At 35.1% G+C, this 21,411-nt stretch carries 24 protein-coding genes and 2 pseudogenes; 6 read left to right on the top strand and 20 right to left on the bottom strand.

Features of this window, described 5'->3' with window-relative positions; all coding sequences use genetic code 11:
- Nucleotides 1-36: 36 nt before the first annotated feature.
- From PQ474_RS02675 to PQ474_RS02670, 3 genes are all read right to left on the bottom strand, one after another.
- Nucleotides 37-375: a hypothetical protein gene (locus PQ474_RS02675; protein WP_273840365.1), complete on the bottom strand. Its 339-nt coding sequence runs from the start codon at nucleotides 373-375 to the stop codon at nucleotides 37-39.
- A 412-nt stretch (nucleotides 376-787) separates the two neighbouring features.
- Nucleotides 788-994, bottom strand: a complete 207-nt coding sequence (locus PQ474_RS26515; RefSeq protein ID WP_390186661.1) for a cysteine-rich CWC family protein — start codon at nucleotides 992-994, stop codon at nucleotides 788-790.
- Between the two features lie 392 nt (nucleotides 995-1,386).
- Nucleotides 1,387-2,880, bottom strand: a complete 1,494-nt coding sequence (locus PQ474_RS02670) for a flotillin family protein (protein WP_390186701.1) — start codon at nucleotides 2,878-2,880, stop codon at nucleotides 1,387-1,389.
- 760 nt (nucleotides 2,881-3,640) lie between these two features.
- Between PQ474_RS02670 and guaC the strand changes: the two genes are divergently transcribed.
- Both guaC and PQ474_RS02660 read left to right on the top strand, forming a co-directional pair.
- Complete coding sequence (gene guaC / locus PQ474_RS02665; protein ID WP_273840361.1) at nucleotides 3,641-4,624, top strand: GMP reductase; 984 nt, start codon at nucleotides 3,641-3,643, stop codon at nucleotides 4,622-4,624.
- Between the two features lie 261 nt (nucleotides 4,625-4,885).
- The gene (locus tag PQ474_RS02660; RefSeq protein WP_273840359.1) at nucleotides 4,886-5,041 is read left to right on the top strand and encodes a hypothetical protein; all 156 of its coding nucleotides are present in this window, start codon (nucleotides 4,886-4,888) and stop codon (nucleotides 5,039-5,041) included.
- Nucleotides 5,042-5,246: 205 nt separating this feature from the next.
- Here the strand turns inward: PQ474_RS02660 and PQ474_RS02655 are convergent, their stop codons facing one another.
- The 6 genes and pseudogenes from PQ474_RS02655 to PQ474_RS02630 all read right to left on the bottom strand — a co-directional run bounded on the left by PQ474_RS02655 (nucleotide 5,247) and on the right by PQ474_RS02630 (nucleotide 8,782).
- Nucleotides 5,247-5,729: an SRPBCC family protein gene (locus PQ474_RS02655; RefSeq protein ID WP_273840357.1), complete on the bottom strand. Its 483-nt coding sequence runs from the start codon at nucleotides 5,727-5,729 to the stop codon at nucleotides 5,247-5,249.
- Nucleotides 5,730-5,788: 59 nt separating this feature from the next.
- Entirely contained in the window at nucleotides 5,789-6,178 is a 390-nt protein-coding gene (locus tag PQ474_RS02650) for a VOC family protein (RefSeq protein ID WP_273840355.1), read from the bottom strand.
- 208 nt (nucleotides 6,179-6,386) lie between these two features.
- A pseudogene (locus PQ474_RS02645) lies at nucleotides 6,387-6,817 on the bottom strand (VOC family protein).
- Between the two features lie 285 nt (nucleotides 6,818-7,102).
- Nucleotides 7,103-7,279, bottom strand: a complete 177-nt coding sequence (locus PQ474_RS02640; protein ID WP_273840353.1) for a hypothetical protein — start codon at nucleotides 7,277-7,279, stop codon at nucleotides 7,103-7,105.
- Nucleotides 7,280-7,850: 571 nt separating this feature from the next.
- Complete coding sequence (locus tag PQ474_RS02635) at nucleotides 7,851-8,114, bottom strand: flavin reductase family protein (RefSeq protein WP_273840351.1); 264 nt, start codon at nucleotides 8,112-8,114, stop codon at nucleotides 7,851-7,853.
- 86 nt (nucleotides 8,115-8,200) lie between these two features.
- Nucleotides 8,201-8,782 carry a helix-turn-helix domain-containing protein gene (locus PQ474_RS02630; protein WP_273840349.1) on the bottom strand — a complete coding sequence of 194 codons (582 nt, stop codon included), beginning with the start codon at nucleotides 8,780-8,782 and terminating at the stop codon, nucleotides 8,201-8,203.
- Between the two features lie 113 nt (nucleotides 8,783-8,895).
- Between PQ474_RS02630 and PQ474_RS02625 the strand changes: the two genes are divergently transcribed.
- The gene (locus tag PQ474_RS02625; protein WP_273840348.1) at nucleotides 8,896-9,879 is read left to right on the top strand and encodes a DMT family transporter; all 984 of its coding nucleotides are present in this window, start codon (nucleotides 8,896-8,898) and stop codon (nucleotides 9,877-9,879) included.
- Nucleotides 9,880-10,055: 176 nt separating this feature from the next.
- Here the strand turns inward: PQ474_RS02625 and PQ474_RS02620 are convergent, their stop codons facing one another.
- The 3 genes from PQ474_RS02620 to PQ474_RS02610 form a co-directional block, all read right to left on the bottom strand.
- Nucleotides 10,056-10,616 carry a GNAT family N-acetyltransferase gene (locus PQ474_RS02620; protein ID WP_390186666.1) on the bottom strand — a complete coding sequence of 187 codons (561 nt, stop codon included), beginning with the start codon at nucleotides 10,614-10,616 and terminating at the stop codon, nucleotides 10,056-10,058.
- A 619-nt stretch (nucleotides 10,617-11,235) separates the two neighbouring features.
- Complete coding sequence (locus PQ474_RS02615; RefSeq protein ID WP_273840344.1) at nucleotides 11,236-11,820, bottom strand: histidine phosphatase family protein; 585 nt, start codon at nucleotides 11,818-11,820, stop codon at nucleotides 11,236-11,238.
- A gap of 153 nt (nucleotides 11,821-11,973) precedes the next feature.
- A complete protein-coding gene (locus PQ474_RS02610) occupies nucleotides 11,974-12,210 on the bottom strand; it encodes a hypothetical protein (RefSeq protein ID WP_337956306.1) in 237 nt (78 codons plus the stop codon).
- A 218-nt stretch (nucleotides 12,211-12,428) separates the two neighbouring features.
- Between PQ474_RS02610 and PQ474_RS02605 the strand changes: the two are divergent.
- A pseudogene (locus PQ474_RS02605) lies at nucleotides 12,429-12,641 on the top strand (metallophosphoesterase family protein); the annotation flags it as partial.
- Between the two features lie 58 nt (nucleotides 12,642-12,699).
- On the opposite strand, the gene PQ474_RS02600 reads toward PQ474_RS02605, so the two are convergent.
- The 5 genes from PQ474_RS02600 to mobA all read right to left on the bottom strand — a co-directional run bounded on the left by PQ474_RS02600 (nucleotide 12,700) and on the right by mobA (nucleotide 16,847).
- Nucleotides 12,700-12,993: a Dabb family protein gene (locus tag PQ474_RS02600; protein WP_273840342.1), complete on the bottom strand. Its 294-nt coding sequence runs from the start codon at nucleotides 12,991-12,993 to the stop codon at nucleotides 12,700-12,702.
- A gap of 150 nt (nucleotides 12,994-13,143) precedes the next feature.
- Entirely contained in the window at nucleotides 13,144-14,334 is a 1,191-nt protein-coding gene (locus PQ474_RS02595; protein ID WP_273840341.1) for an MFS transporter, read from the bottom strand.
- Nucleotides 14,335-14,809: 475 nt separating this feature from the next.
- Nucleotides 14,810-15,520: a Crp/Fnr family transcriptional regulator gene (locus PQ474_RS02590; RefSeq protein WP_273840340.1), complete on the bottom strand. Its 711-nt coding sequence runs from the start codon at nucleotides 15,518-15,520 to the stop codon at nucleotides 14,810-14,812.
- A 124-nt stretch (nucleotides 15,521-15,644) separates the two neighbouring features.
- On the bottom strand, nucleotides 15,645-15,851 hold the full coding sequence (locus PQ474_RS02585; protein WP_273840339.1) for a hypothetical protein: 207 nt from the start codon (nucleotides 15,849-15,851) through the stop codon (nucleotides 15,645-15,647).
- A gap of 396 nt (nucleotides 15,852-16,247) precedes the next feature.
- Nucleotides 16,248-16,847: a molybdenum cofactor guanylyltransferase gene (gene mobA / locus PQ474_RS02580; protein ID WP_273840337.1), complete on the bottom strand. Its 600-nt coding sequence runs from the start codon at nucleotides 16,845-16,847 to the stop codon at nucleotides 16,248-16,250.
- A 176-nt stretch (nucleotides 16,848-17,023) separates the two neighbouring features.
- Here mobA and PQ474_RS02575 point away from each other — a divergent pair, with 176 nt between their 5' ends.
- Both PQ474_RS02575 and PQ474_RS02570 read left to right on the top strand, forming a co-directional pair.
- Complete coding sequence (locus PQ474_RS02575) at nucleotides 17,024-17,740, top strand: Crp/Fnr family transcriptional regulator (RefSeq protein ID WP_273840336.1); 717 nt, start codon at nucleotides 17,024-17,026, stop codon at nucleotides 17,738-17,740.
- 167 nt (nucleotides 17,741-17,907) lie between these two features.
- On the top strand, nucleotides 17,908-18,657 hold the full coding sequence (locus PQ474_RS02570; RefSeq protein WP_273840334.1) for an Mrp/NBP35 family ATP-binding protein: 750 nt from the start codon (nucleotides 17,908-17,910) through the stop codon (nucleotides 18,655-18,657).
- Between the two features lie 389 nt (nucleotides 18,658-19,046).
- Here PQ474_RS02570 and map read toward each other — a convergent pair whose 3' ends face one another.
- From map to PQ474_RS02555, 3 genes are all read right to left on the bottom strand, one after another.
- The gene (gene map, locus PQ474_RS02565; protein ID WP_273840332.1) at nucleotides 19,047-19,793 is read right to left on the bottom strand and encodes a type I methionyl aminopeptidase; all 747 of its coding nucleotides are present in this window, start codon (nucleotides 19,791-19,793) and stop codon (nucleotides 19,047-19,049) included.
- Nucleotides 19,794-19,844: 51 nt separating this feature from the next.
- Nucleotides 19,845-20,471 (bottom strand): DNA-3-methyladenine glycosylase I, encoded by a 627-nt coding sequence (locus PQ474_RS02560; protein ID WP_337956305.1) that lies wholly within the window; start codon nucleotides 20,469-20,471, stop codon nucleotides 19,845-19,847.
- Between the two features lie 66 nt (nucleotides 20,472-20,537).
- Nucleotides 20,538-21,317 (bottom strand): SDR family oxidoreductase, encoded by a 780-nt coding sequence (locus tag PQ474_RS02555; protein WP_273840331.1) that lies wholly within the window; start codon nucleotides 21,315-21,317, stop codon nucleotides 20,538-20,540.
- Nucleotides 21,318-21,411: the final 94 nt, after the last annotated feature.

The following is a 21,411-nucleotide window of genomic DNA, read 5'->3' as shown; positions in this document are numbered from 1 at the left end:
TCTTCTAACTTAATATCCGGTCGGAAAAGAACTTCATTAATTTAGAATATCCTTCAAGTTTACTTGATCTATTCTTTTGTCCTCTAGATGTCTAGGTACGTACATAAAAGACTTTAACGTATCTTGGACATCATCTTTGTTATTATAAAAATCGAAATAAGCCATGACTGCTTTGAACTTACCAAAAACAAGAAACCTTCTAATAATAAAATCATCGTTCACACCAAGAAGCCGTTCCATTAAGTCAATTGATTGGGTTAGATCCGTACTAATACTTAAATTTTTGTATTCATTTATGATTTGATCTGGTGCTTTTTTGACTTGATTATTACTCATTTTCCGTACCTTTTTAAACTTTTTACGCATTAGTCTCAATTTATCTGAACCTCCTTTTAACTAACGAAAAACGTTAATCATTCAGACAAGACATAGACACTTCCTGAATCTTTTAAAACCGTAATCATAACAGAATAATTTTTTTATTTTGTCACATCAATTGAATAATATTCCTTAGATGCTAAAGACGACCAAGCAATTTCGTTTACTATTTTCATTTTCTATATTCATAAAAAGCTTAAGGAATAGTCTTATTCCTTAAGCTTTTTATATGTGACTTTTGTTCTTAAATAAAATGAGAAATAAAAAAGTTCATTTTCCATTGAATATCTCAATCATGAGATTATTTATAATAGAGATCCAAATTGATTAATGGAAGAAATAGAATAATAGACAGATTTGTGTAAACGTAAGAATTCTAACGTTCAACAAATCCATTCTATCACCTAAGTTACTTTTTACTAGATCTCTGTTCTGCCTTAATTGTTTCAAGACACCTTTTACATACGCACGATTTCCCCGATTGATCCATCGGTATTTGTTGAAACAGTTCATTTGGAAACCTTTCTTCGAAACACCAACACAAATGACTTTTGTTGCACTTGTTGTTCTTTCCACAAAGTGGACATTCGTTTGTTTTTGCTCCTTCCGTGTTCACACTCTAGCCCCAATCTGTCATCAATAATAAAATGGTCATTGCGTGCATGCATACCAAAATAATTTCTCCCTTAATTATAAACCTAAACGTTATATGAAGGTACATAGTAAATGATTATTTATAGCTAAGTGACATTTGTAAAAATCATAATGTAAAATAGGTTTTAGTTTACTAAAGCTTACGCCTATTACTTAATAGATAAATTAAGTTATTCACTAAATACGGTATGTGAAATATATATACCATAATGAAATATTGTCTGTTTTTATCATTTGTTAACAAAGAAAAAGAAACCGGATCGCTCTATTTAAGGTTTCCTAGTTTCTCCTTATATATATGGTAGTAGTTTTTAATTTATAAAAAATAGGTTTACAACTAGAGGTTCTTCTTATTCAATCTGCTTTTGGATTATCTTCTTCAGGAACGTTCTCCTCTTGTTCAGGATCTGGATTTGTTCCATGATTAGATTTCTGAATATGATAAACTCTTTCTTTCGATACAAAACTCTCTAGCATAGCCTTTAAATCCATTCCAGTACTTGCCTTTAAACTTTCTTGAAGTCCTAGCATCGTTTTAGTTACGTTGCTCGTAATTCTCGAAGCTCCTCCATTTGAATCAAAGCCTCCCATATCAATGACTTTCATTTCTTCGATTTTTGAGAGAGGTTGTGCCACTTCTCTAGCATATTTCGGTAACATTTCAATAAACATTTCTAAAACGGCAGCTTCTCCATATTTCTCCATCGCTGCTGCCATTAACTCTTTCGCTTCAGCTTCAGCCCTTCCTCGTTCGCGAATAACTTCAGCCTCTGCAAGCCCTTTCTGCTTTTCAACTGCTGCTTTTGTTTCACCATCGATACGATATTTATCCGCTTCCGCTTCTGCTTTTGCCTTAATGTCGTACGCATTTGCATCAGCTTGTGCTTTTCTTCGTTTTTGTTCTTCTAGCTCTAACTCAACCTGTCTTCGTCGTTCAATATACTGAATTTTCATCTCTTCTTCTTTTACTTGCTGTGCAAGGCGTGCTTTTTCTAATTCATAGGATTGTTCAGATTTTGCTCTAGCTCTTTCCGTTTCTTCTTTAATTTGAGCTTCTTTAATGTCTTTTTCTTTTTGAGATTCAGCAATAGCCGTTAGCCGTTTGTTTTCCTCGTCTTGAGCAACTTGATTGTTTTTAGCTCTATACATGCGTGTTTCTTTTTCAGCATCGGATTCCGCCATATCCGCTTTTTTGCGAATTTCAGCAATGCGTGGTCGACCTAAATTATCCAAATACCCGTTCTCTTTATCAGCATCGCGTAAATCATCTAAACCAAATGATGTAATTTTAAATCCCATATTATCTAGCTCTTTTTGTGCAATGTCTTGAACTTGATGATTAAATGATTCTCGATCATTATTAATTTGTTCAACTGTCATTTTTGACAGAATCGCTCGAAGATTTGTGCCGAGAACTTTAGATACTTCTTCTTCAATTTCATTTTGTTTTTTTCCTAAAAATTGTTCAGCGTAGTTCGCAATTCCAATTAAAGAGTCGGCAATTTTTACTGAGGTTATTGCGTCTGCAATAACAGGAACGCCTTGTGAGGTATAAACCTTAGGTGTAGTTAGTTTGATTTGAAAAGAGTTGAGATCAACTGGAGTACACGTCTGGAAGAATTTTAAGCGGACGCCGCCCCCGCGGATAATTTTTAAACTTCTGCCATTTTCATCAAAAAAGATACGCGTGTCATCATTAGGGTCTCCTAGTTTGGGTCCTGTAATGATTAACGCTTGATTTGAGCTGGCGGTCTTATATCTTCTTTTAAAAATAAAGAAACTTATAGCTGAACCAATCAAAAGAATAAAGACAAGAATTCCTGTTAATATGAGCCAAATTATACTCATCATAAAAGCAGCACCCCTTTTAATATTACTAAATATCTTAATATTGCATTAAAAAAGGAAGAAACAGATTGTTTCTTCCTTTTTATACCATTATATAGAAGGATACATTGATTTATTACATGGATTTTGTGATTCCTAGAGACAACTTTTCAGTAGGATTGAGATATTTCCATTTATTATAAACCCCTATGACATTTCCGTTTCTTCATTGATGGAACGATTAATGAGGTATTGTTTAATTTTATTGATCAAAAAGGGGCAAAGGACACAGAGGTTTACAAAAAGGCTAGCATAGACCGCAGACATTTTTCTAAAATTCGATCCAACCCAAGCTATCGACCAGGGAAACATGCGACGATTGCTCTCTCTTTAGCACTTGAATTGAACACTGGTGAGACCGATGAGCTTTTAAATTCTGCAGGTTACTCGTTATCTGACAGCGACACCTACGATTTGGTGATTCAATTTTTTAAGAGAGAAAAATATATAATATTGATCTTGTGAATCAAGCGTTGGATTCTTTCAATCTAAAACCATTGACAGGAATCTCTAGCGAAAAGCACCTGGCTTCCCTTGCACTTGAGCAAAAAATAATGGTTAGCTTTTACTTTTTCGATCAAACTTACACATAAAACCTACGATTATTGGTCAACCTACCTTTGTACTGTCTACTATCCTATAAATGATTGTTAGTGATAAAAATACCCAATAATCTAAGGATGTTAACTTACGTTTGATCATTTTACTTAGGGGTGTAAGTATGGAAAATGTGTTTGATTATGAAGATATTCAATTAATTCCTGCCAAAAGTGTCGTAGGCAGCCGATCTGAGTGTGATACATCTGTTACATTAGGCCAACATACATTTAAGCTTCCTGTCGTTCCTGCAAATATGCAAACCATTATAGATGAGAAAATAGCCCGTTACTTAGCAGAAAATGGTTACTTTTATGTAATGCATCGATTTCAACCAGAGAAGCGAATATCTTTTATTAAAGAGATGAACTCCCTTGGATTGATTGCATCTATAAGTGTTGGTGTAAAAGAGGAAGAATATCGATTTATTGAGCAATTAGCTGACGAACAGCTTTCGCCAGAATACATTACGATTGACATTGCACACGGTCATTCCAATGCTGTCATAAAAATGATTCAGCATATTAAGAAATACATACCCAATAGTTTCGTTATTGCAGGAAATGTCGGAACTCCAGAAGCGGTAAGAGAATTAGAACACGCCGGTGCGGACGCGACTAAAGTGGGCATTGGACCAGGTAAAGTATGTATTACTAAGATTAAAACTGGATTTGGAACAGGTGGCTGGCAATTAGCTGCACTACGCTGGTGTGCAAAAGCGGCAAGTAAGCCAATTATTGCGGACGGTGGCATTCGTACACATGGTGATATCGCAAAATCCATTAGATTTGGGGCATCAATGGTCATGATCGGTTCATTGTTTGCAGGTCATGAAGAATCCCCAGGAAAAACAACAGAGAAAGATGGAAAGCTTTGTAAAGAATACTTCGGTTCAGCGTCTGAATTTCAAAAAGGTGAAAAGAAAAATGTAGAAGGTAAGAAAATGTACGTGGAACACAAAGGGTCCTTAGAAGATACTTTAAAAGAAATGGAACAAGACCTTCAATCATCTATCTCTTATGCTGGAGGAAATAAGTTAGATGCTATCCGTCATGTAGACTATGTTGTTTGTAAAAATTCCATTTTTAACGGAGATAAAGTTTACTAAGAATTTAGGATTTGATTCCTTAAACAAAATGTTTCATTTCATAGTTAAATGAGCAAGTTACTTTCGTACTTGCTCATTTCTTTTACCAACTGTATTACATTAATTCTCTACTCAATCCCTTTATCTATTGCTTGTACTAACCATTATACCTCTATTAAAAACCTTTGAGTCATTATCAAAAAAAATTAAAAAAATTATAGTAAATTCCTCTAACTTGCACATATTAACAATGATGACATGTGAAAGTGAGGTGGATTCGTTATGTCTAAACAAGGAATGCAAAAAAAGGATCAAACGAGAGAGCAAATCGAAAAACAAGATAAAAGAAATGATGTTGAATTAGGAAATGAATTTCGAATTGGAAACACAAGTTCACAAAGCCAAAAGAAAAGTGGCCGTCAATCCAATAAAAAATAACCTCAGTTTTTGAGGTTATTTTTTATTGGCAGCTTCGAATGTAATCATATGATCGACTCTCGAAGGGTAGTGACCATTGATAACTGCTGAGCTGAAATGACAATATCTTCATGTCAAACTTTCTTTAGAAGCTTAAACTTCTGAAGAAAGTTTACTATAACCTAACATGTATGTACTCCCTAAAATGAACGTTTCTATATTCTATCTATTTTGGACCAAGGATTACCTTCTCTGCTTCGTTGCTTTGAATTTCAGCTGCATCTTTCACACGTTCCAAAAAATCTACAACCACTTTATCAGTTGCAAAGATTAGAAATAATTTCACAAACCATTTTAAAGGACGATTGGTTACGGTATATTTAAATGTAGTAGTATTAGGATTCATTTTATTTAACTCATAAAGAGCTGTAATCTCAAACATGTTAGCAAGTGTAAAAACTACTTTTAACTTTTTTTCATCAGGTGTATTCAGATATACTAATGTTTCTACATCATACTCTTCTATTCGTTTTCCCTCCTTATATCTTTGCCGAAATATACTTCCGACTCCTTCTTCCATTAATTTAATAGGCCTGTGTTCCACTACTTGTGGCATGATTTTTTGCATATCATCTAATGAACCATCAAGTAACTTCCAAACCTGTTCAATTGGAGCGTTTATTTCTATCTCTTTTGTCCATTTTTTCATTGTAAAACATCAAAAAAAGCCAACATAAACGTTAGCTCCTTCATTTTACTTAATACTCGTTACGATATATCCTTACAAATCATTAATACGTTACCATCTAGGTCTTTAAACACAAAATAAGAATCATCTTCAATCTCTGTCAATAATTCCACATGATTTTCTTTCATAAATTGATAAGAGTCGTGAATATCATCTGTTACAAATTGAATAGACGGTACCTGGTAGTTTGCAATGTTACCATTCTCGTCTTTCCACTTTGGCATCGTATCTAAAATCAATTCTGACGTACCTTCCATAGATGCAGTATATAAATGTCCAAAATAAATTTCTCCGCCTTCTAATCCAAGTATTTTACTATACCATTTTTTGGCTTTCTCGATGTCACGTACTGGAATAAAAACTCCACCAATACGATTTTTAATTGGCGATTTATTAATCGGTAGATCCATAAAACATACCTCCTATTTTTGTATGTTCATATTTACTCCACAATTTTCTAAGGTATTATTCCAACTTATCATTTTAGATCATTAGCATGATTATGAATGGAATTTTTTTAGCTAGTAGCCAATTGCGATTCAGCTTAACTACCATTGAAAAAACTTCATAAAATTCCGTACAACCAGCATTTGTTAAAAAGACAATCCTACTAATTTTTTATTTAATGATTAACATTTCGTTATCATCAAACTCCCAATTTTCGCCATAAGCTACCTCCCAATAAAAGCCATCAGGGTCTGTAAAGTAACCACTATACCCTCCCCAAAAAACACGTTGAGGTTTTTTTACAATTTTCCCACCTGCTCGTTCCGCTCTTTTAATCATGTGATCGACTTCTTCCACTGATTTGGCGTTAAATGCAAGTGTAATTCCAGAGAAGCCTTTACCGATAGGAGGGTCCTGTTCATTTATATCCTTCGCCAGTTCCTCTAAAGGATATAACGCTAATTTAGTTCCACCATTGTTAAAAAAACAATAGCTGGTTGGTCTTCGCTAACTGTTGTTTTAAAACCTAAACCGTCTCTATAAAATTCCAAAGAATGACTAATGTTTTTTACACCTAGAGTAATAAGATTTATTCTATTCATCCTTACACCTCCCTCTTTGAATTAGAAATCTTTTTTTAATTTTCACGGTATCATCTATGAATTAATTGAAAAATATGTCATACAATCCCAATGTTTTGCACTTGTTTTTCGTTTACCATTCCACCCATTCTACTGCAATTCCTTAGCTATTAACATAAAAAAAATCATGTCCAACTAAAACAACCTTCTTATTTTCATTGGCAAAGTTGATTAACTGTATTATGCTTTAAGAAATAATTGTTCGGTAATAAGTTACCTCTTTAAGCACCTGCACCTCTAATGAAGCTACTTTTTATTTGTTTTTGCTGACCCTGTAAATGGGCTCGCTTCATAAGTCAAATCTCTTCCAGCTTCTTTTTCCTCTTTTAAAATTCTCTTTCCAATTGAAGCGAATAGCCAAACAAAGCAACCTAAAGTAACTAAACTACCAAGTGTAGAAATCCAAAAGATTGTATCGCTCATCTAAACATCTCCTATTAAATTTCTAGTATAATACCAACAAAACCTCTTGAGGCATAGACCCTTGAGTTAAACTAACAGTTCTTCAAAATCAATCAATAACCTAAGTTCGCCTCAAAAACTACTTCCCACAAAACTTTCTTATCTTTATCTAAAACTTCAATTTTCATCTGATCTTGTTCTTCCGATTTTGAATTTCTTTCGTATTCATAAGCGCTATACCATATTCTAATGTTATTCTCCTAACCATCTAATTTTATCACAAATATCCAAATATTCACACAAGTGTCAACGGATAAACGCAAGGAAGCGATTTCTCATGTAGAGCAAGCGCTTCCTTGATCTTGTTGAACGCCTTTAACTCTGAAACGTTCGATACCTTTAGCTAATAATATCTAACACCTTGATTCATGTGATTAACTATTCTGTTACAGGATGAGTAACGAGTTTATTATTTTTATCAACACAAGTGTACGTAGATCTTCATAAATATGGAGGAATTGTAAGCTTTTCAAAGTTGGGCAAGCCATTTTCTAAAAACATTTCTTGTTACGATAGAATTGTAAAATATCACCTATAAACCAATTATAATCGCCATAAGTATTCGATTCATGACCTTACATTCATAAGCTATGTACTCATCATGTAATATAGGTGCATTCGTCGTTCTGCTTTTATCAAAGTCCACTTTACCTTGTTTAAACTTATTTACGTTTGAACCCGGAAATACTCCAGCTTGTTGAATAAAATTGGCCTGTTCAAATGCGAGGAAGTTGATAGCGAATGTTCCTATGTTTGATTCAAGTGTGACAAAGACCATTCTAATCTTTAAGCCCATATAATGGATACCCTTATTCCCTAATTAATTTTTAATTTTCAAGTTGTGTGAAACTACAAATACATCAAATAATGATATAGAAAAGTTCAAGAATTCGAATAGGTCATAACAAAATGTAATACTGTTTCAAAATCAGTTGGGTTCATGTAAGCATGCACTCTATCACCATTAAATTTGATCGAGTCGTACTCATATAGATGATAATAGTCATCCTGTATTTTTATTTTTAACTCACCCTTCATTACAGTAACATATTCGATGACTCCTGCCTGATGAGCACCTGGCGAATATTCACTGTTAGGTTTTAGAAAAGCTCTATGTATTTCTAAAGAACCATAATTAGTAGAATCAAATATCGGTTCTAAAGTACAAGATTCATTGGCACTTACTACTTTATTCCCTCTGTTTTTCCGAGAGACTACTACTTCTTGCTTTTCATTTAGCAGTGCTGAAATAGGGAACCTTAAACCGTTTGCTATTTTCCAAATAACACTTAGGGAAGGGTTTGCTTCTCCTCTCTCTATATTACCTAAGGTTAATTTGCTTACCTCTGTTATAGTAGCTAGTTCTTGTAGGCTCATTCCTCTTTCTTGCCTTATTCTTCTAAGAGTTTCTCCAACTTGCTTAGCTAATTTTTCTACTTGATTGCCATTATCTTTGCTATTCATAAAAACCCCTCCTTTTGTAATATATACTCCTAACCACCTACATAGTATAGTATAATTAATCTAAAGTATAATATATTGTACCGATTGGCCATTTAATGAAGGGTGTGTATCTTATGAAAGAAATGTTCATTGGCATATTGGCCTCAATGTTCTTTGCTGTCACATTTATTTTGAATCGCTCCATGGAACTGGCAGGAGGAAGTTGGATGTGGAGTTCTTCTTTAAGATTCCTTTTTATGCTCCCATTTTTATTCTTAATTGTACTGGCAAGAAGCAATTTAAAACAAGTTATTGATGAAATTGTCAGACAACCCTTGCATTGGCTATGGTGGAGTTTTGTTGGTTTTGTTTTATTTTACGCTCCCTTAACGTTTGCGGCTGCATATGGACCAGGTTGGTTAGTTGCAGGAACCTGGCAACTTACTATTGTAGCAGGTGTGTTATTAGGACCATTTTTTTTCAAAACGATTCATTCGAAAAACGGTCCAATCCAGGTTAGACAAACCGTACCGATGAAGGCTTTAATCATTTCACTACTAATCTTGTTTGGAGTCTTACTTATTCAATGGCAACAAGCTAATGTTCTAACGGTACATATGATTATCGTCGGTGTCTTACCTGTTGTCCTTGCTGCGTTTGCGTATCCACTAGGAAATCGTAAAATGATGGAGTTGTGTGGAGGAAGATTAGATACGTTTCAAAGAGTGTTTGGAATGACATTGGCAAGTCTTCCATTTTGGATAATCATTAGTACTTTCGGTTTCATAAAAGTCGGAGCACCTTCTTCCGATCAACTTCTCCAATCTTTTATTGTTGCCATTTGCTCAGGAGTGATTGCAACAACTTTATTTTTTATAGCTACTGACAGGGTTAGAGAGCACCAGGGAAAATTAGCTGCTGTCGAAGCTACACAATCAACGCAAGTGTTATTTGTAATCATTGGTGAGGTATTGCTTCTTTCAACCCCATTACCAAATGGCTTAGCTTTAGGTGGACTATTTATTATTACATTTGGTATGCTCATTCACAGTTTCTATACGAGGAAGATAAAATTAAACCCAAAAATAGAACGGTTAAGGAAAGAACAGAACCTGTAATTCTCATAATAATAAAGGTAGCATAACCCTTAGCATACTCGATTGGTTATGCTATCTATAATTACCCAACAACCTTCCCCACTAAGAAAATGGCCTTCGTTAAATCAAAACTTGTAATCTCCTTCAATAACCTTTTATTGACCCTATATCCGATAAAATTAGGAATACTTTAGTTATCATTCATTCTGAAACCTCTGGTTATTATAATCACTCTGATTAAGCTCTTTATAATAAAAGATAGTTGCAGCTAATTCTCCATTCGCTGATTTCGCATAGGTAGGGATTCTTCCAGCCTGTATATAACCTAATGAAGTGTATAGTTTATTAGATGGGTCACCTTCTCTTGTATCTAAAATTAATAATGACTTATTCTCTTGAATTGCGTTTACTTCTGCTTCTTGCATAAGTAAACGGCCAATTCCGTTACGACGAAAATTGGGATGTGTCATTAACTTTCCTATCTCAGCTCTATGACTTCCATTCTGTTTCCCTGATAGATGCAACTGCACACTTCCAACTATTTGATTGTTTGATTTGGCTACGAGAAGAATTACATCTGGGTTTAAAACTGATTCCCAGTATTTATTTGCGTCTAATTGCTTCATTGGTGGTAAAAATCCTATTGAAGCTCCTTCTTCTACTATCTGTATAATTAATTCCGAAAGTTCATCAATATGGTTCTCAATTGAAAATAATTGTTCAATTTTTATTTCAGTCACCAAGACAGCCACCTCCATTGACGCTACGTATTCGTAAACGTCATCAATTAAAAGGTTAACAATGTTGTATAATTTACAGCTTACTTAAATACAAACTCCCACCTTTGGAGAACATATGTATGTCGTCTACTTCTCTAGGTGTTAAATGATCTCATACTTCTTTAATGCAAACTCGTGAACCTTTAAATAAATATATCATAAATTCCCATTTGCGAATCAAGGTATTCTCCCCTAAAGAAGACAATAACGAAAGTCGCTATTCACTTATTAAAGCAGCGACTTCTTAGTTTAACAAGTCACATTGAAGGTAATCTATCCGCCAACTTATTTAATTATTTGGGCAGGTATAACCCGGTAACTAGATTCTTGAAATATATAGCAATTTCTTCATTGCCACTTTTCAAATAAATCTCAACCTTTACCTTTAGGTTTGGATATAGCTATGGGTATGAGTGAATGTCTCATTCTTTTATTCTATAACCAAAGAGCTACCACAACAGTTCAAGACGTTAAATAAAAATTAGGGAGTTTTAACAAAAGTGTTTTAAAAAAACTCCTTCTTTACATGAACGCAATAGGATTGAAGGAGTTTTTCTCTGTCAAAGTCTTTTTTTCTTTTTTAAGTTTTATTGTCCTTCTATACACCTACCCTAGTCAAATCCTCTAAAGAAAGGTAGGCAACAACTTCATATCCATTTCCTTGACCACGAGGTCTCACAACGACTGTTCCCATGTCTGGAATCGAACCTAGACCAATCCATGGCGGAAAACTGTGAGCAATAATAACTTTGTTACTCCCCGGTGCTGGTTGAGTTTCTAGTACGGAATGAAGATTGTATAATATGTTTGCTTGTTCTGCTGCACTTACATTACGGCTCAAGTTATAAATATTAACCCAAAATGGATCTACTTGAACATAATCTGCTCCAAAAGCCAATGCGGCCGTTTCACTCACTCGGCAAAACGGACTCGACATAACAGGATACATAACTGGTATCCGTAAACGACGAATCGTCTGACCGTACGCGACAGCTTGATTCCTGCCATATTGGGAAAGATTTCTTTGGCACAAACAATGGTCGTAGCTGAGATTCGGTTGATCGACTCCAACGTTTGCTTGCGCGTGTCTTGCGTAAAGAATGTATCCTCCGCCTTGAAGTAAATCGAGTAACGATGGCTGAGTTGAGGCCTGAGGTATTCCCCAAGGTAACGGATTAAACAAAAGTATCTCTCCTTACCCCTGTATGTCTATTCATGTGGTCTTCTCCATTATACTATATGTCATTCGTCTAAAAAGGGTGTTTGGCCCACAGTATTAAGCTAGCTGATTCCGTTAAATCAACTACCTTTCGATTTTTTAGAAACTAATTTCCCATCAATTTAGGTACATATTTTCCTCAGAAGACTCTTTCTCAATTGGGTCTTCCTCTTGTTTGGCTCTCTTAATGAAAAAGGCGAGAATAAGTGCTAGGACAGCTATGAAAGAGGAGATATAGAAAGAAAAATTAATGCCTTCTAACATTGCTTGAATCATCATTTGTTGCTGCATTTCAGGTGTTGATCCTACCTCATTAGATAATGCAGTTGCACTTGTTTCCGTTCGAGTAGACATCACTGTACTAACAACGCTGTCCCAATCGCTCCAGATATCTGCTTTAACGTATTATTCATATCTAAAAGAAGGCTTATCTTCTAAAAAACAATTAGAGAAGATCGAACAGTTGATTTCAGAATTTTTCAATCAACAAGAAAAGATCAATAAACTATAGGTTGTAAGTCCAGTACTATGATCTATCGTACTTATTTAAGGAGCGATCACTTTCTGATACCCACATGCCGAACCGAGCTAAAAAACTTCCTGAACAACTAAAAGAGGATTTAAAACAAGCCGATCTCATTATTCATGCTGGAGATTGGCAAACTGAAGAGGTTTATCACGAGTTGGCTCGCTATGGTGAGGTTCAAGGTGTCATAGGAAATGTCGATGGTCCAAACATACAGGAACGTTTTCTTGAAAAACTAATAATTGAGTATTGTACTTAAGAATGCGATCATAGAAAAAAGAGAGTGAATCAATGATGATTCACTCTCTTTTTGATAATTAAATTTCAATATCGACACCAATGCTGTCGACTCTTCCAACTTCTCTTATGTACGCAGCAACAGCTTGATGTTCTGCATTGTCCACATATGCGTCTAAGGCCGCTTTATCTTGAAAACGAACCATTAACATGACTTGATACTCCTTGCTCTTCTCCGCAAAGTTAAGTCCTGCTTGCAAATCTACAATTCCTTTAAGCTGGTTTTCAAGTGCTTTAAATCGTGTTACGACATCATTTAACTGCTCTTGTGTTGTCGTTTCTCCAAATTTCACTAATACGGTACGTTGTATCATATAATTACCTTCTTTCTATTTCCAAGACTTTTCTAGCAACGTTTATTTTATCTCAACCATGTAGTTAGATGCAATGAATTCAATCTTATAATTTAATAGCTTCATTAGATTCTCTTCTTCAATACGCTAAAATGGAATCTACTAGTAATTTCAGTATGTTTGTTTCGTATCATTAACACGAATTTCTCGACTTTCTGCATAGAGCGAAGAAATAGTAACAACAAGACAACCTAAAGCAAAACATGCTAATAAAATAAAGCCCGCACTATAATGACCGGTGACGCTTTTTAAAACACCCATAACTAGAGGTGGAAAAAAACCGCCAATCCCACCTATTGCACTAATAATACCAGTAATAGCTCCAGTATTCGTTGGTGACACTGATGGTACAAGCTTAAACACCGCCCCATTCCCTGCTCCTAATAACATCGCCATTACAACACAACAAATACTAAAAAGGTTGAAATCAGTAACCAATAAAGCCATGAACGTTGCACACAATGTAATACCGCTAAATAAAAGGATCAGTACTTGATTTGCACCAAACTTATCGGCAATATACCCACCTAGTGGTCTGATAAAAGTAGCGATGATAACAAACCCAGCTACTGTAAATCCAGCATTAACAGCATTTAAATGAAATTCCTCTTGTAATAGAGTAGGTAAATAAAAGCCAAAAGCAACAAATCCACCAAAAGTTAAAAAGTAATAAAGGGAAAGCACCCAAGTAGCCTTAACCCTTGTAACAGACAACGCATCTTTTAACGTGTTTACTTTTTTCGGCTTCGGCAATTCCTTTGTTCCTACCCAGAAAAGAAAAGCCATTACACTAATCGCAATAGCTAAACTCCAAAAGGCCCATTGTAATCCAAAACTTTGCACAATTGAAGGGAGACTTAATGAAGCAACAGCTGTACCGAGGTTACCAATACCTATTATTCCAAGTACTAAACCTTGTTTTTGAGTTGGAAACCACTTCGTTACATAAGTCACAGCAATTGTAAACGTTGTTCCAGCCATTCCAATTAAGAAAGCGCAGAATAAAAGTACACTAAAAGAATTAGCAAACCCAGCTGCAATCATAGGAAATATCGTAAAAAGCATTGTTAGTGTATATACTTTTCGTGCCCCGAATTTGTCTGCAATGATCCCAATTGGAATACGCATGATCGAACCCAAAATAATAGGTGTGACAATAATAAAGCTCTTTTGTGTCTCGCTTAGTTGAAATTGCTCTTGTAAGGTTGATGCTATCGGAGAAAACACCGACCAAACAGCAAAAGAAATGATCATTGCTAATGTTGATAAAAGTAATGCTGATATTTGTTCTTTCTTTTTCATTCCCTTTCCCCCTCATAGATATCGTTTTAAAATAAGAACTGTATACAAGTGCTTCCGTCCCTTATTTTATGTTTTATAAGAAGTACAGGGTAAAGTGTAAAGAAACTACCTTATTATATCTATCACCTTGTTAGATCTGTTCACAAGGAAATTCAATAGAATTAATTTCAGCTCAAAATAGGAAACAAGAAAAAAGTTTACAAGAGAAGGAGAAATTTGTTGCTCTTAAAAGAAGTATTTTACATACGTGTTTTTGTTTGTCATATTATCTTTCAGAAATAGACATGTTTTTTTAGAGGATGCTATGATGAGGTCAATGAAGAGAAAACACTAGGAGGAATGAAAAAATGAAAAATAGTAAACTTAAAAATCCAGGAATTCTATCTTTATTAGTGTTAACATTCGTGGTCTTTTTCCAATAACTAACTTGAAAATAAAAAACAAGCTACTAAGGATGATCCTTAATAGCTTGTTACTAGATCGTACATATTTCCACAGGGCAATCTCCACATTTTAAATATTCTCTTAAGTATTGCAAATCATGAATGACAATCTTATTGTTTTCATAGGCAATGATTTTATCTTTTTTTAGCTCACTCATTAGTCGATTAACACCTTCGCGAGTAGTGCCAATATAATTAGCAATCTCATTATTGGTTAAAGCTATGTTAATGAGAATCCCGTCTTTGTGCTCTTCCCCGTACGAGTTACTAAAACGGATCAGAGTCGAGTATAGACCACCCTTTTTCCCACACAAAATCAGATCTCTAAACTTTGACTGTGTTGACTGGTTATGAATGGACGACCACTTCATAAACGCTACTGCAATTTCTCCATTTTCTTGGAACAATTGTTCTATTACGTGTCTTTCATATCGGATTAACTCGGCATCCTCAACCACTGTAGCCGTCACACTATACGATAAACCATTAAACAAACCTGTTTCACCAACAAGATCTCCTTTTTGATTGAGATTAACAGCAAATTCTTTACCATCGGCCGTTAATTTACTTAATCTGACAAGACCAGAACAGATTAAATAAATGTACTTTGGTGAATCACCTTCAGAGAAGAGTACTGCACCTGATTGAACACTTATATTTGTCCCTTTTGATGACATTAATTGCTTATTCATATCGGAGAGTTGATCAAAGAAACGACTAACTTTACCTTCATTTTGTTTCAATAAAACAGTCTCCTTCCAATTCTTAATTTTCATTCATCCTAACATCTATCCAGATAGAAGTAAAATAAGTTGTATGTCCTATATAGTATATGCAATAAAGTAAAAAGTCTGCTCAGTGAGCAGACTACGTTTTCCTATATTCTATTTTTCTCCAGACAAAAAACGTGATTAATGCAAAAACGACCGATACCATTGCGATTGCTGTGTAGCGATATACAAGGTGAAATTCTAATCCTAAATAGGCCTCAATCGTCCATTGAAGCATTACAACGTTAAACGCCCATGTTACAAAGAATTTAAAATCATGATTTAGCTTGTCTGATAAGTTCACCATATCATCTTTACTTTTTTGTTTACTTCGCTTGCCTTTTCAGTTCATCTGGCATGTTTGATCCTCCTCTCTAATCTGAATAAACACCAAAGAATTCCAGTACGTATTTCCATTTATCTTACTCACTTGTTTTTTTCCTTCAATTACATTCATCTGTGTGCGTCTTCTTCTTAATGATTACATTTTTTCAAAGTCATTAAAGCGAATAGCTTCACTAGGACAAACATATGCGCACATTGGAGCAATATCATATTTCGAATAAGCTCATAGTAAAAAATATAAGCCCATTACAAACTGTGACGTTCCTCACACTACTACTTTTTTCTGTGTCACAAGCAAGAATTAAAACAAAAAAAAGAAACTCCTCATCCATGATGATTCGTTTCCACTCAACCTTTAAGGCGTCACTTTGAAGTGTTGATCGTGATCTAATACTCTTTGATAATCTTCTACATTTTTTATACGTAGAGTAAATGAAGTATTATCCATACAGCGGATTACTTTGAAAGAAATATGTTCTAGTAAATTCATTATTCCTAATTGGTCTTGCTCTACTAATTTTTGAGTCGCTTCTAAACAAGAACGATCATAGATAGCATGATATAATTGCAGATTCCCTTCCCACTCTGGTACAACTAATTGGACATCGGATTGATCTTTTTCAGCCAACATTTGAGTCATCGCATCCATTGAGATAAAAGGCATATCTGGAGTAACAACCCAAAGTGTATCATTTTTTGCTAGTGATAATGCTGCATACATCCCACTCAATGTTCCTGACCCTTTATAATAATCAGTAATCATCCGGATCGACCCGCCAAGGATAGGTAAGTACGAATGAGGTTGATTCGTTACTAATATAATCTCCTGACATACTTTTTTCATTTCTCGAACTTGTCTTTCGATTACTGTTTCCTCTCCAATCTTTAGTAAACCTGGGACAAAATCTAGACCAGTTGTATATCCTCCATCAATTATTACACCAGTTAAATTCATTTAGCCACACCTCCTTAGCTATACTTTATATCCAAATCGTCCAAACATCTGTTAAGTTAGTCACAGTTTTCACCTAATTGAATAAAAGCCCATTTTAGTAAGGTGTGATTTTTATCACATTTTTTTAAAAAACTCTCCTATATAATAAAGATATTCATACGTCAGGAGGAGTTACAATGACAAAATTAACACTTGAGCGTAACATCCAACAAAATACATTCCATCTATCAGATAAAACATTAACGGCATTAACAGATATTATGTACGAACAAACAGTAAAGGCTGGTACTTACTTATTTTGGGAAGGTGACCAAGCGGATAAATTGTTTTATATAAAAGAAGGTCACGTTAAAATGACCAAATCAACATCCGATGGTAAAGATTACATCCTTAATATGTTTAGTAATGGGGATTTATTCGGAGAATTAAGTAGTTTCATGGATATTAAATATAGCTATAACGCACAAGTCATGAAGGATAGTGTGATTGGGGTGATTCAGCAAAAAGACTTGGAAATCGTCCTTTGGCAACAAGGAGAAATTGCAGTCGAATTTTTAAAATGGACTTCTTTATTGAATCAAATAACACAGTCAAAATTACGTGACTTAACGTTTCACGGCAAACTAGGGGCCCTTTGTTCTACTATTATCCGAATGGCTAATTCTTATGGAGAAGAATTGGATAGCGGTATTCGTATTACTAAAAAGGTTAAAAACGGTGAACTAGGAGAATACATTGGTGCCACAAGAGAAAGCGTAAATCGCATGCTATCCGATTTACGTTCAAGAGAAATCATAGGTCAAGAAAATGGTCATCTTGTTGTCTATGATCTGAATCGATTAAAAGAGATCTGCCATTGTGAAAATTGCCCTTTGGAAATTTGTAGAATGTAATAGATTAATTGAGGATGATACTCCGAGATCGTCCTCCTTTTTTTGTATAGGACCATGTATTTTTTTAAAAATCTCCTCTTCATTATCAACTTAACCTTTAAAAAGTGATGTTCATCACAGTATTTTTCCGGTTTATCTTATAATGTAAGAACAAAGGAGTGAGCAACTTGTTAAATGGAAATATCATCGCAATTACGAGTGGTAAAGGTGGAGTAGGAAAGTCGACCGTTGCTGTCAATTTAGCCTTATCATTAGCTGATCTTGGCAAGAAAGTTGCCCTTATAGATCTAGATATTTATGGATATAGCATTCCAAAGATTTTAAACATCGAATCTAAACCAAAAACAATGAATAATAAGATTATCCCAGTTGGGCACGAAAATATCACCGTTATGTCAATGGGGTTTCTACTAAAAGGAAATGAGCCTGTCGTCTGGCGTGGTCCAATGATTGGGAAAATGGTCGGTCACTTTTTTGATGAGGTCATTTGGGGAAAACAAGACTTTGTGATTCTTGATTTGCCGCCCGGTACTGGTGATATGGCATTGGATCTCCATCAAAAATTACCACAGTGCCAAGAAATCATTGTGACCACTCCGCATCCAAATGCGGTCCACGTAGCGGAGCGAACCGGCATCATGGCAAAGCAAACAAATCATACGATATTAGGTGTCATTGAGAACATGTCGTATTTCACGCCTGATGGAATGGAAAAATATTTTATATTTGGTCAGGGTGGCGGAAAAAAACTGGCTACTAATCTAGGGACTGACGTACTTGCTTCTATCCCGCTAGCATCTCCACAGGAAAACGGAGAACCTTCTGTCTTAATAACCGATGAACCAGAACTGAAAAACATCTATCAATCATTGGCTAAAGATTTAATTAACAAACTTACACCAGAGACAATTCAATAAATATAATTTCAATATATCGATTGAGAACATCTTATTTTTTAAGATGTTCTCTTTTTACATGAATAAAAAATCTAGTATGAAAAGAACCGCTCCTCTACCTGGGACACTGGTTCCATTATGTAGCTCCATTAGCTTTATTTTAGTCAATGTTCGGACATAGGATCGGCTATTCTATTAAAAACTCCCATATTCATTCTTCATAGTTACATAACGTACCCTATGTCCATGAGAACACGTAATTATAAAGATTCCTTGAAAATACCGGATCTGGTGTCCGAGTTTTAATTTTGGTACCTGTAATTTGGCATTACTTTTCATTCATCATCATTTTTAGATTAAGAAATTTAAAGGAATGTTCGCTTTGTCCCCTCACTTCTCTCCATTAAAAATTATTGCTGTGTTAATATAACAGGACCAGCGTTGGTGATAGCAATTGTATGTTCATATTGAGCAGACAATTTACCATCAACCGTCCGTGCAGTCCACCCATTTGAATCTAGCTTACTCCCCCAAGTCCCTTGATTTACCATCGGTTCAATTGTGATGACCATACCTTCTTTTAGCCTTAGCCCTCTGCCAGGAGATCCAAAATGCAGGATTTGTGGTGCTTCGTGAAGAGTCGGACCAATACCGTGACCTGTAAAGTCTCTCACAACAGAAAAGCCTTCAGTCTCCACAAAAGATTGGATCGCATGACCAATATCACCAAGTCGATTGCCTGCAACCGCCTGCTCAATTCCCTTGTAAAGAGATTCCTCAGTGACCTCCATCAACTTTTGAGCATCCTTTGAGATATCTCCAACTGCATAAGTCCAAGCTGAATCGGCTAATCCCCCTTTGTAGTTTACGACCATATCTATGGTCACAATATCTCCAGCCTCAAGTGCCTGAGTTCTCGGAAAACCATGACAAATCTCATCGTTAATGGACGCGCATGTCGCAAAGTTATAACCTTTGTAACCCTTTTGCTCGGGTGTTGCTCCATTACTTAGTAAGAATTGCTCAACAAATTGATCGATCTCCATCGTTGTGATCCCAGGCTTGATCATTTTGGCTATTTTTTTGTGACAATCTGCCAAAATACTACCCGCTTGCTGCATTAATTTTATTTCTCTTTCGCTTTTTAAGTTCACCATATCAATCACTCCTACTTAACGTCACTTAAAACTCAAAAACTCTTAAACACCCTATTTTAATGTTCCAAACTTAAAGCACTCTGCGGTATGATCATGTATCATACCGGCAGCCTGCATGAAAGAATAGCAAATAGTTGGACCTATAAATTTAAAACCATGTGATTTTAAAGACTTACTTAAAGTTTCTGACAAAGTATTGTATGAAGGAACATCTAAATGTGATGTCCATTGATTCACAATAGTCGTATGATCAACAAAGGACCAAAGAAAATAAGAGAAAGTACCAAATTCTTCTTGAATTTTCAATACACAATTCGCATTATGTATGACAGATTTCAACTTTAATTGATGCTGAATCAGATGTTGATTTTTAAGCAATTCCTCTAATTCTTTTGTTGTGAAAGCTGCGACTCTTTCTATAGAAAAGTTGTGAAAAGCCTTTTGATAATGCTCTCTTTTTTTTAATACAGTTAACCAACTTAAACCAGCTTGTGCCCCTTCAAGTGTCAGATATTCAAATAATTTTTGATCACAATAAATAGGTACACCCCAATCTTGATCATGGTACTTTTTTAATAATTCGTGTTCCTCAGCCCACTTACACCTTTTTATCATGGCTGCCTCTTTCCTACATGAAATGATTTTAACTATATTTCCTGTTTTGATATATTTATTCACTCCATTTAGTTTAAACCATCAAAAACACGATAAGAAGAAAAAGATTTCACCCTGAATTTAATTATATTATAACAAGGATTCAGCACCATTAATAAAAATTTGGCTTCCTGTAATATGGTTTGACGCTTCAGATGCTAAAAAGGCGACGAGATCCGCTACTTGCTCTGGTTTTCCTGCTTGATGCTCTAACGGTTGTGAACCTTCTGGAAATTCAATAGGAATGTTGATTTTTTTTAGAGCATTCTCACCTCGAAATGTATTCTCTCCAATATTAGTTTCTATTTCCCCTGGGCAAATCATATTAACCCGTATCTTATATCTAGCTAACTCGAGAGCTGCCATTTTCCCAAATGCAACTTGTCCAGCTTTTGAAGTACTATAAGCAGACATTCCCAAATGACGAAAGGTTCTTGTTCCGTTAATAGAGCTTGTAATTATAATGCTGCCTCCATTTTCCTTCATATGAGGGATGGCCAATTTTACCGATAGAAATGTACTTCTTAAGTTTGTGCTCATGGTCTGATTCCACTCTTTTGCTGTTAAGTCTTCAATCGGTTCAACTTTTCCATTGATTCCTGCATTCGCAAACACAATATCAAGTTGCCCCAAGTGTTCCATTACCTGCGGGAGACTTTCTTCCATTCTTAAAGGATCAGAAACATCTGTATCTGTTACGATTGCTTCTCCACCAAATTTTTCGATTTCCAGTTTGACTTTTTCAGCATTTTTTTCTTTAAGTTCAACAAGAGCTACTTTTACTCCACTCTGTGCAAGTTTAATAGCGCTTGCCCTCCCAATGCCAGATGAACCACCAGTTAAAAGAGCGACCTTGTTTGTTTTCGTCATTGAACACACTCCTAACCAAAAAATATTTTCATAATCTACCCAAATAAGATAAAAATATTCTATTCTGTTTGCCCCCTTACCGTTGGTACAGATA

The organism is Halalkalibacter alkalisediminis, from assembly GCF_028610705.1.
Lineage (GTDB): Bacteria > Bacillota > Bacilli > Bacillales > Bacillaceae_D > Halalkalibacter > Halalkalibacter alkalisediminis.
The sequence above is the reverse complement of the archived record's forward strand: the minus strand, read 5'-3'. Positions and strand labels throughout refer to the sequence as shown.

Coding starts and splice junctions, on each gene's coding strand:
- PQ474_RS02635 (WP_273840351.1), bottom strand. CDS start 8,114: ATGGGCTTAAAGATTAGAATGGTCTTTGTCACACTTGAATCAAACATA.
- PQ474_RS02595 (WP_273840341.1), bottom strand. CDS start 14,334: ATGAAAAAGAAAGAACAAATATCAGCATTACTTTTATCAACATTAGCA.
- PQ474_RS02620 (WP_390186666.1), bottom strand. CDS start 10,616: ATGGAGGTGGCTGTCTTGGTGACTGAAATAAAAATTGAACAATTATTT.
- PQ474_RS02575 (WP_273840336.1), top strand. CDS start 17,024: ATGACAAAATTAACACTTGAGCGTAACATCCAACAAAATACATTCCAT.
- PQ474_RS02555 (WP_273840331.1), bottom strand. CDS start 21,317: ATGACGAAAACAAACAAGGTCGCTCTTTTAACTGGTGGTTCATCTGGC.
- PQ474_RS02650 (WP_273840355.1), bottom strand. CDS start 6,178: ATGGATCTACCGATTAATAAATCGCCAATTAAAAATCGTATTGGTGGA.
- PQ474_RS02630 (WP_273840349.1), bottom strand. CDS start 8,782: ATGAATAGCAAAGATAATGGCAATCAAGTAGAAAAATTAGCTAAGCAA.
- map (WP_273840332.1), bottom strand. CDS start 19,793: ATGGTGAACTTAAAAAGCGAAAGAGAAATAAAATTAATGCAGCAAGCG.
- PQ474_RS02660 (WP_273840359.1), top strand. CDS start 4,886: ATGTCTAAACAAGGAATGCAAAAAAAGGATCAAACGAGAGAGCAAATC.
- mobA (WP_273840337.1), bottom strand. CDS start 16,847: ATGAATTTAACTGGTGTAATAATTGATGGAGGATATACAACTGGTCTA.
- PQ474_RS02670 (WP_390186701.1), bottom strand. CDS start 2,880: ATGAGTATAATTTGGCTCATATTAACAGGAATTCTTGTCTTTATTCTT.
- PQ474_RS02600 (WP_273840342.1), bottom strand. CDS start 12,993: ATGATACAACGTACCGTATTAGTGAAATTTGGAGAAACGACAACACAA.
- PQ474_RS02610 (WP_337956306.1), bottom strand. CDS start 12,210: ATGTCTACTCGAACGGAAACAAGTGCAACTGCATTATCTAATGAGGTA.
- PQ474_RS02640 (WP_273840353.1), bottom strand. CDS start 7,279: ATGAGCGATACAATCTTTTGGATTTCTACACTTGGTAGTTTAGTTACT.
- guaC (WP_273840361.1), top strand. CDS start 3,641: ATGGAAAATGTGTTTGATTATGAAGATATTCAATTAATTCCTGCCAAA.
- PQ474_RS02655 (WP_273840357.1), bottom strand. CDS start 5,729: ATGAAAAAATGGACAAAAGAGATAGAAATAAACGCTCCAATTGAACAG.
- PQ474_RS02625 (WP_273840348.1), top strand. CDS start 8,896: ATGAAAGAAATGTTCATTGGCATATTGGCCTCAATGTTCTTTGCTGTC.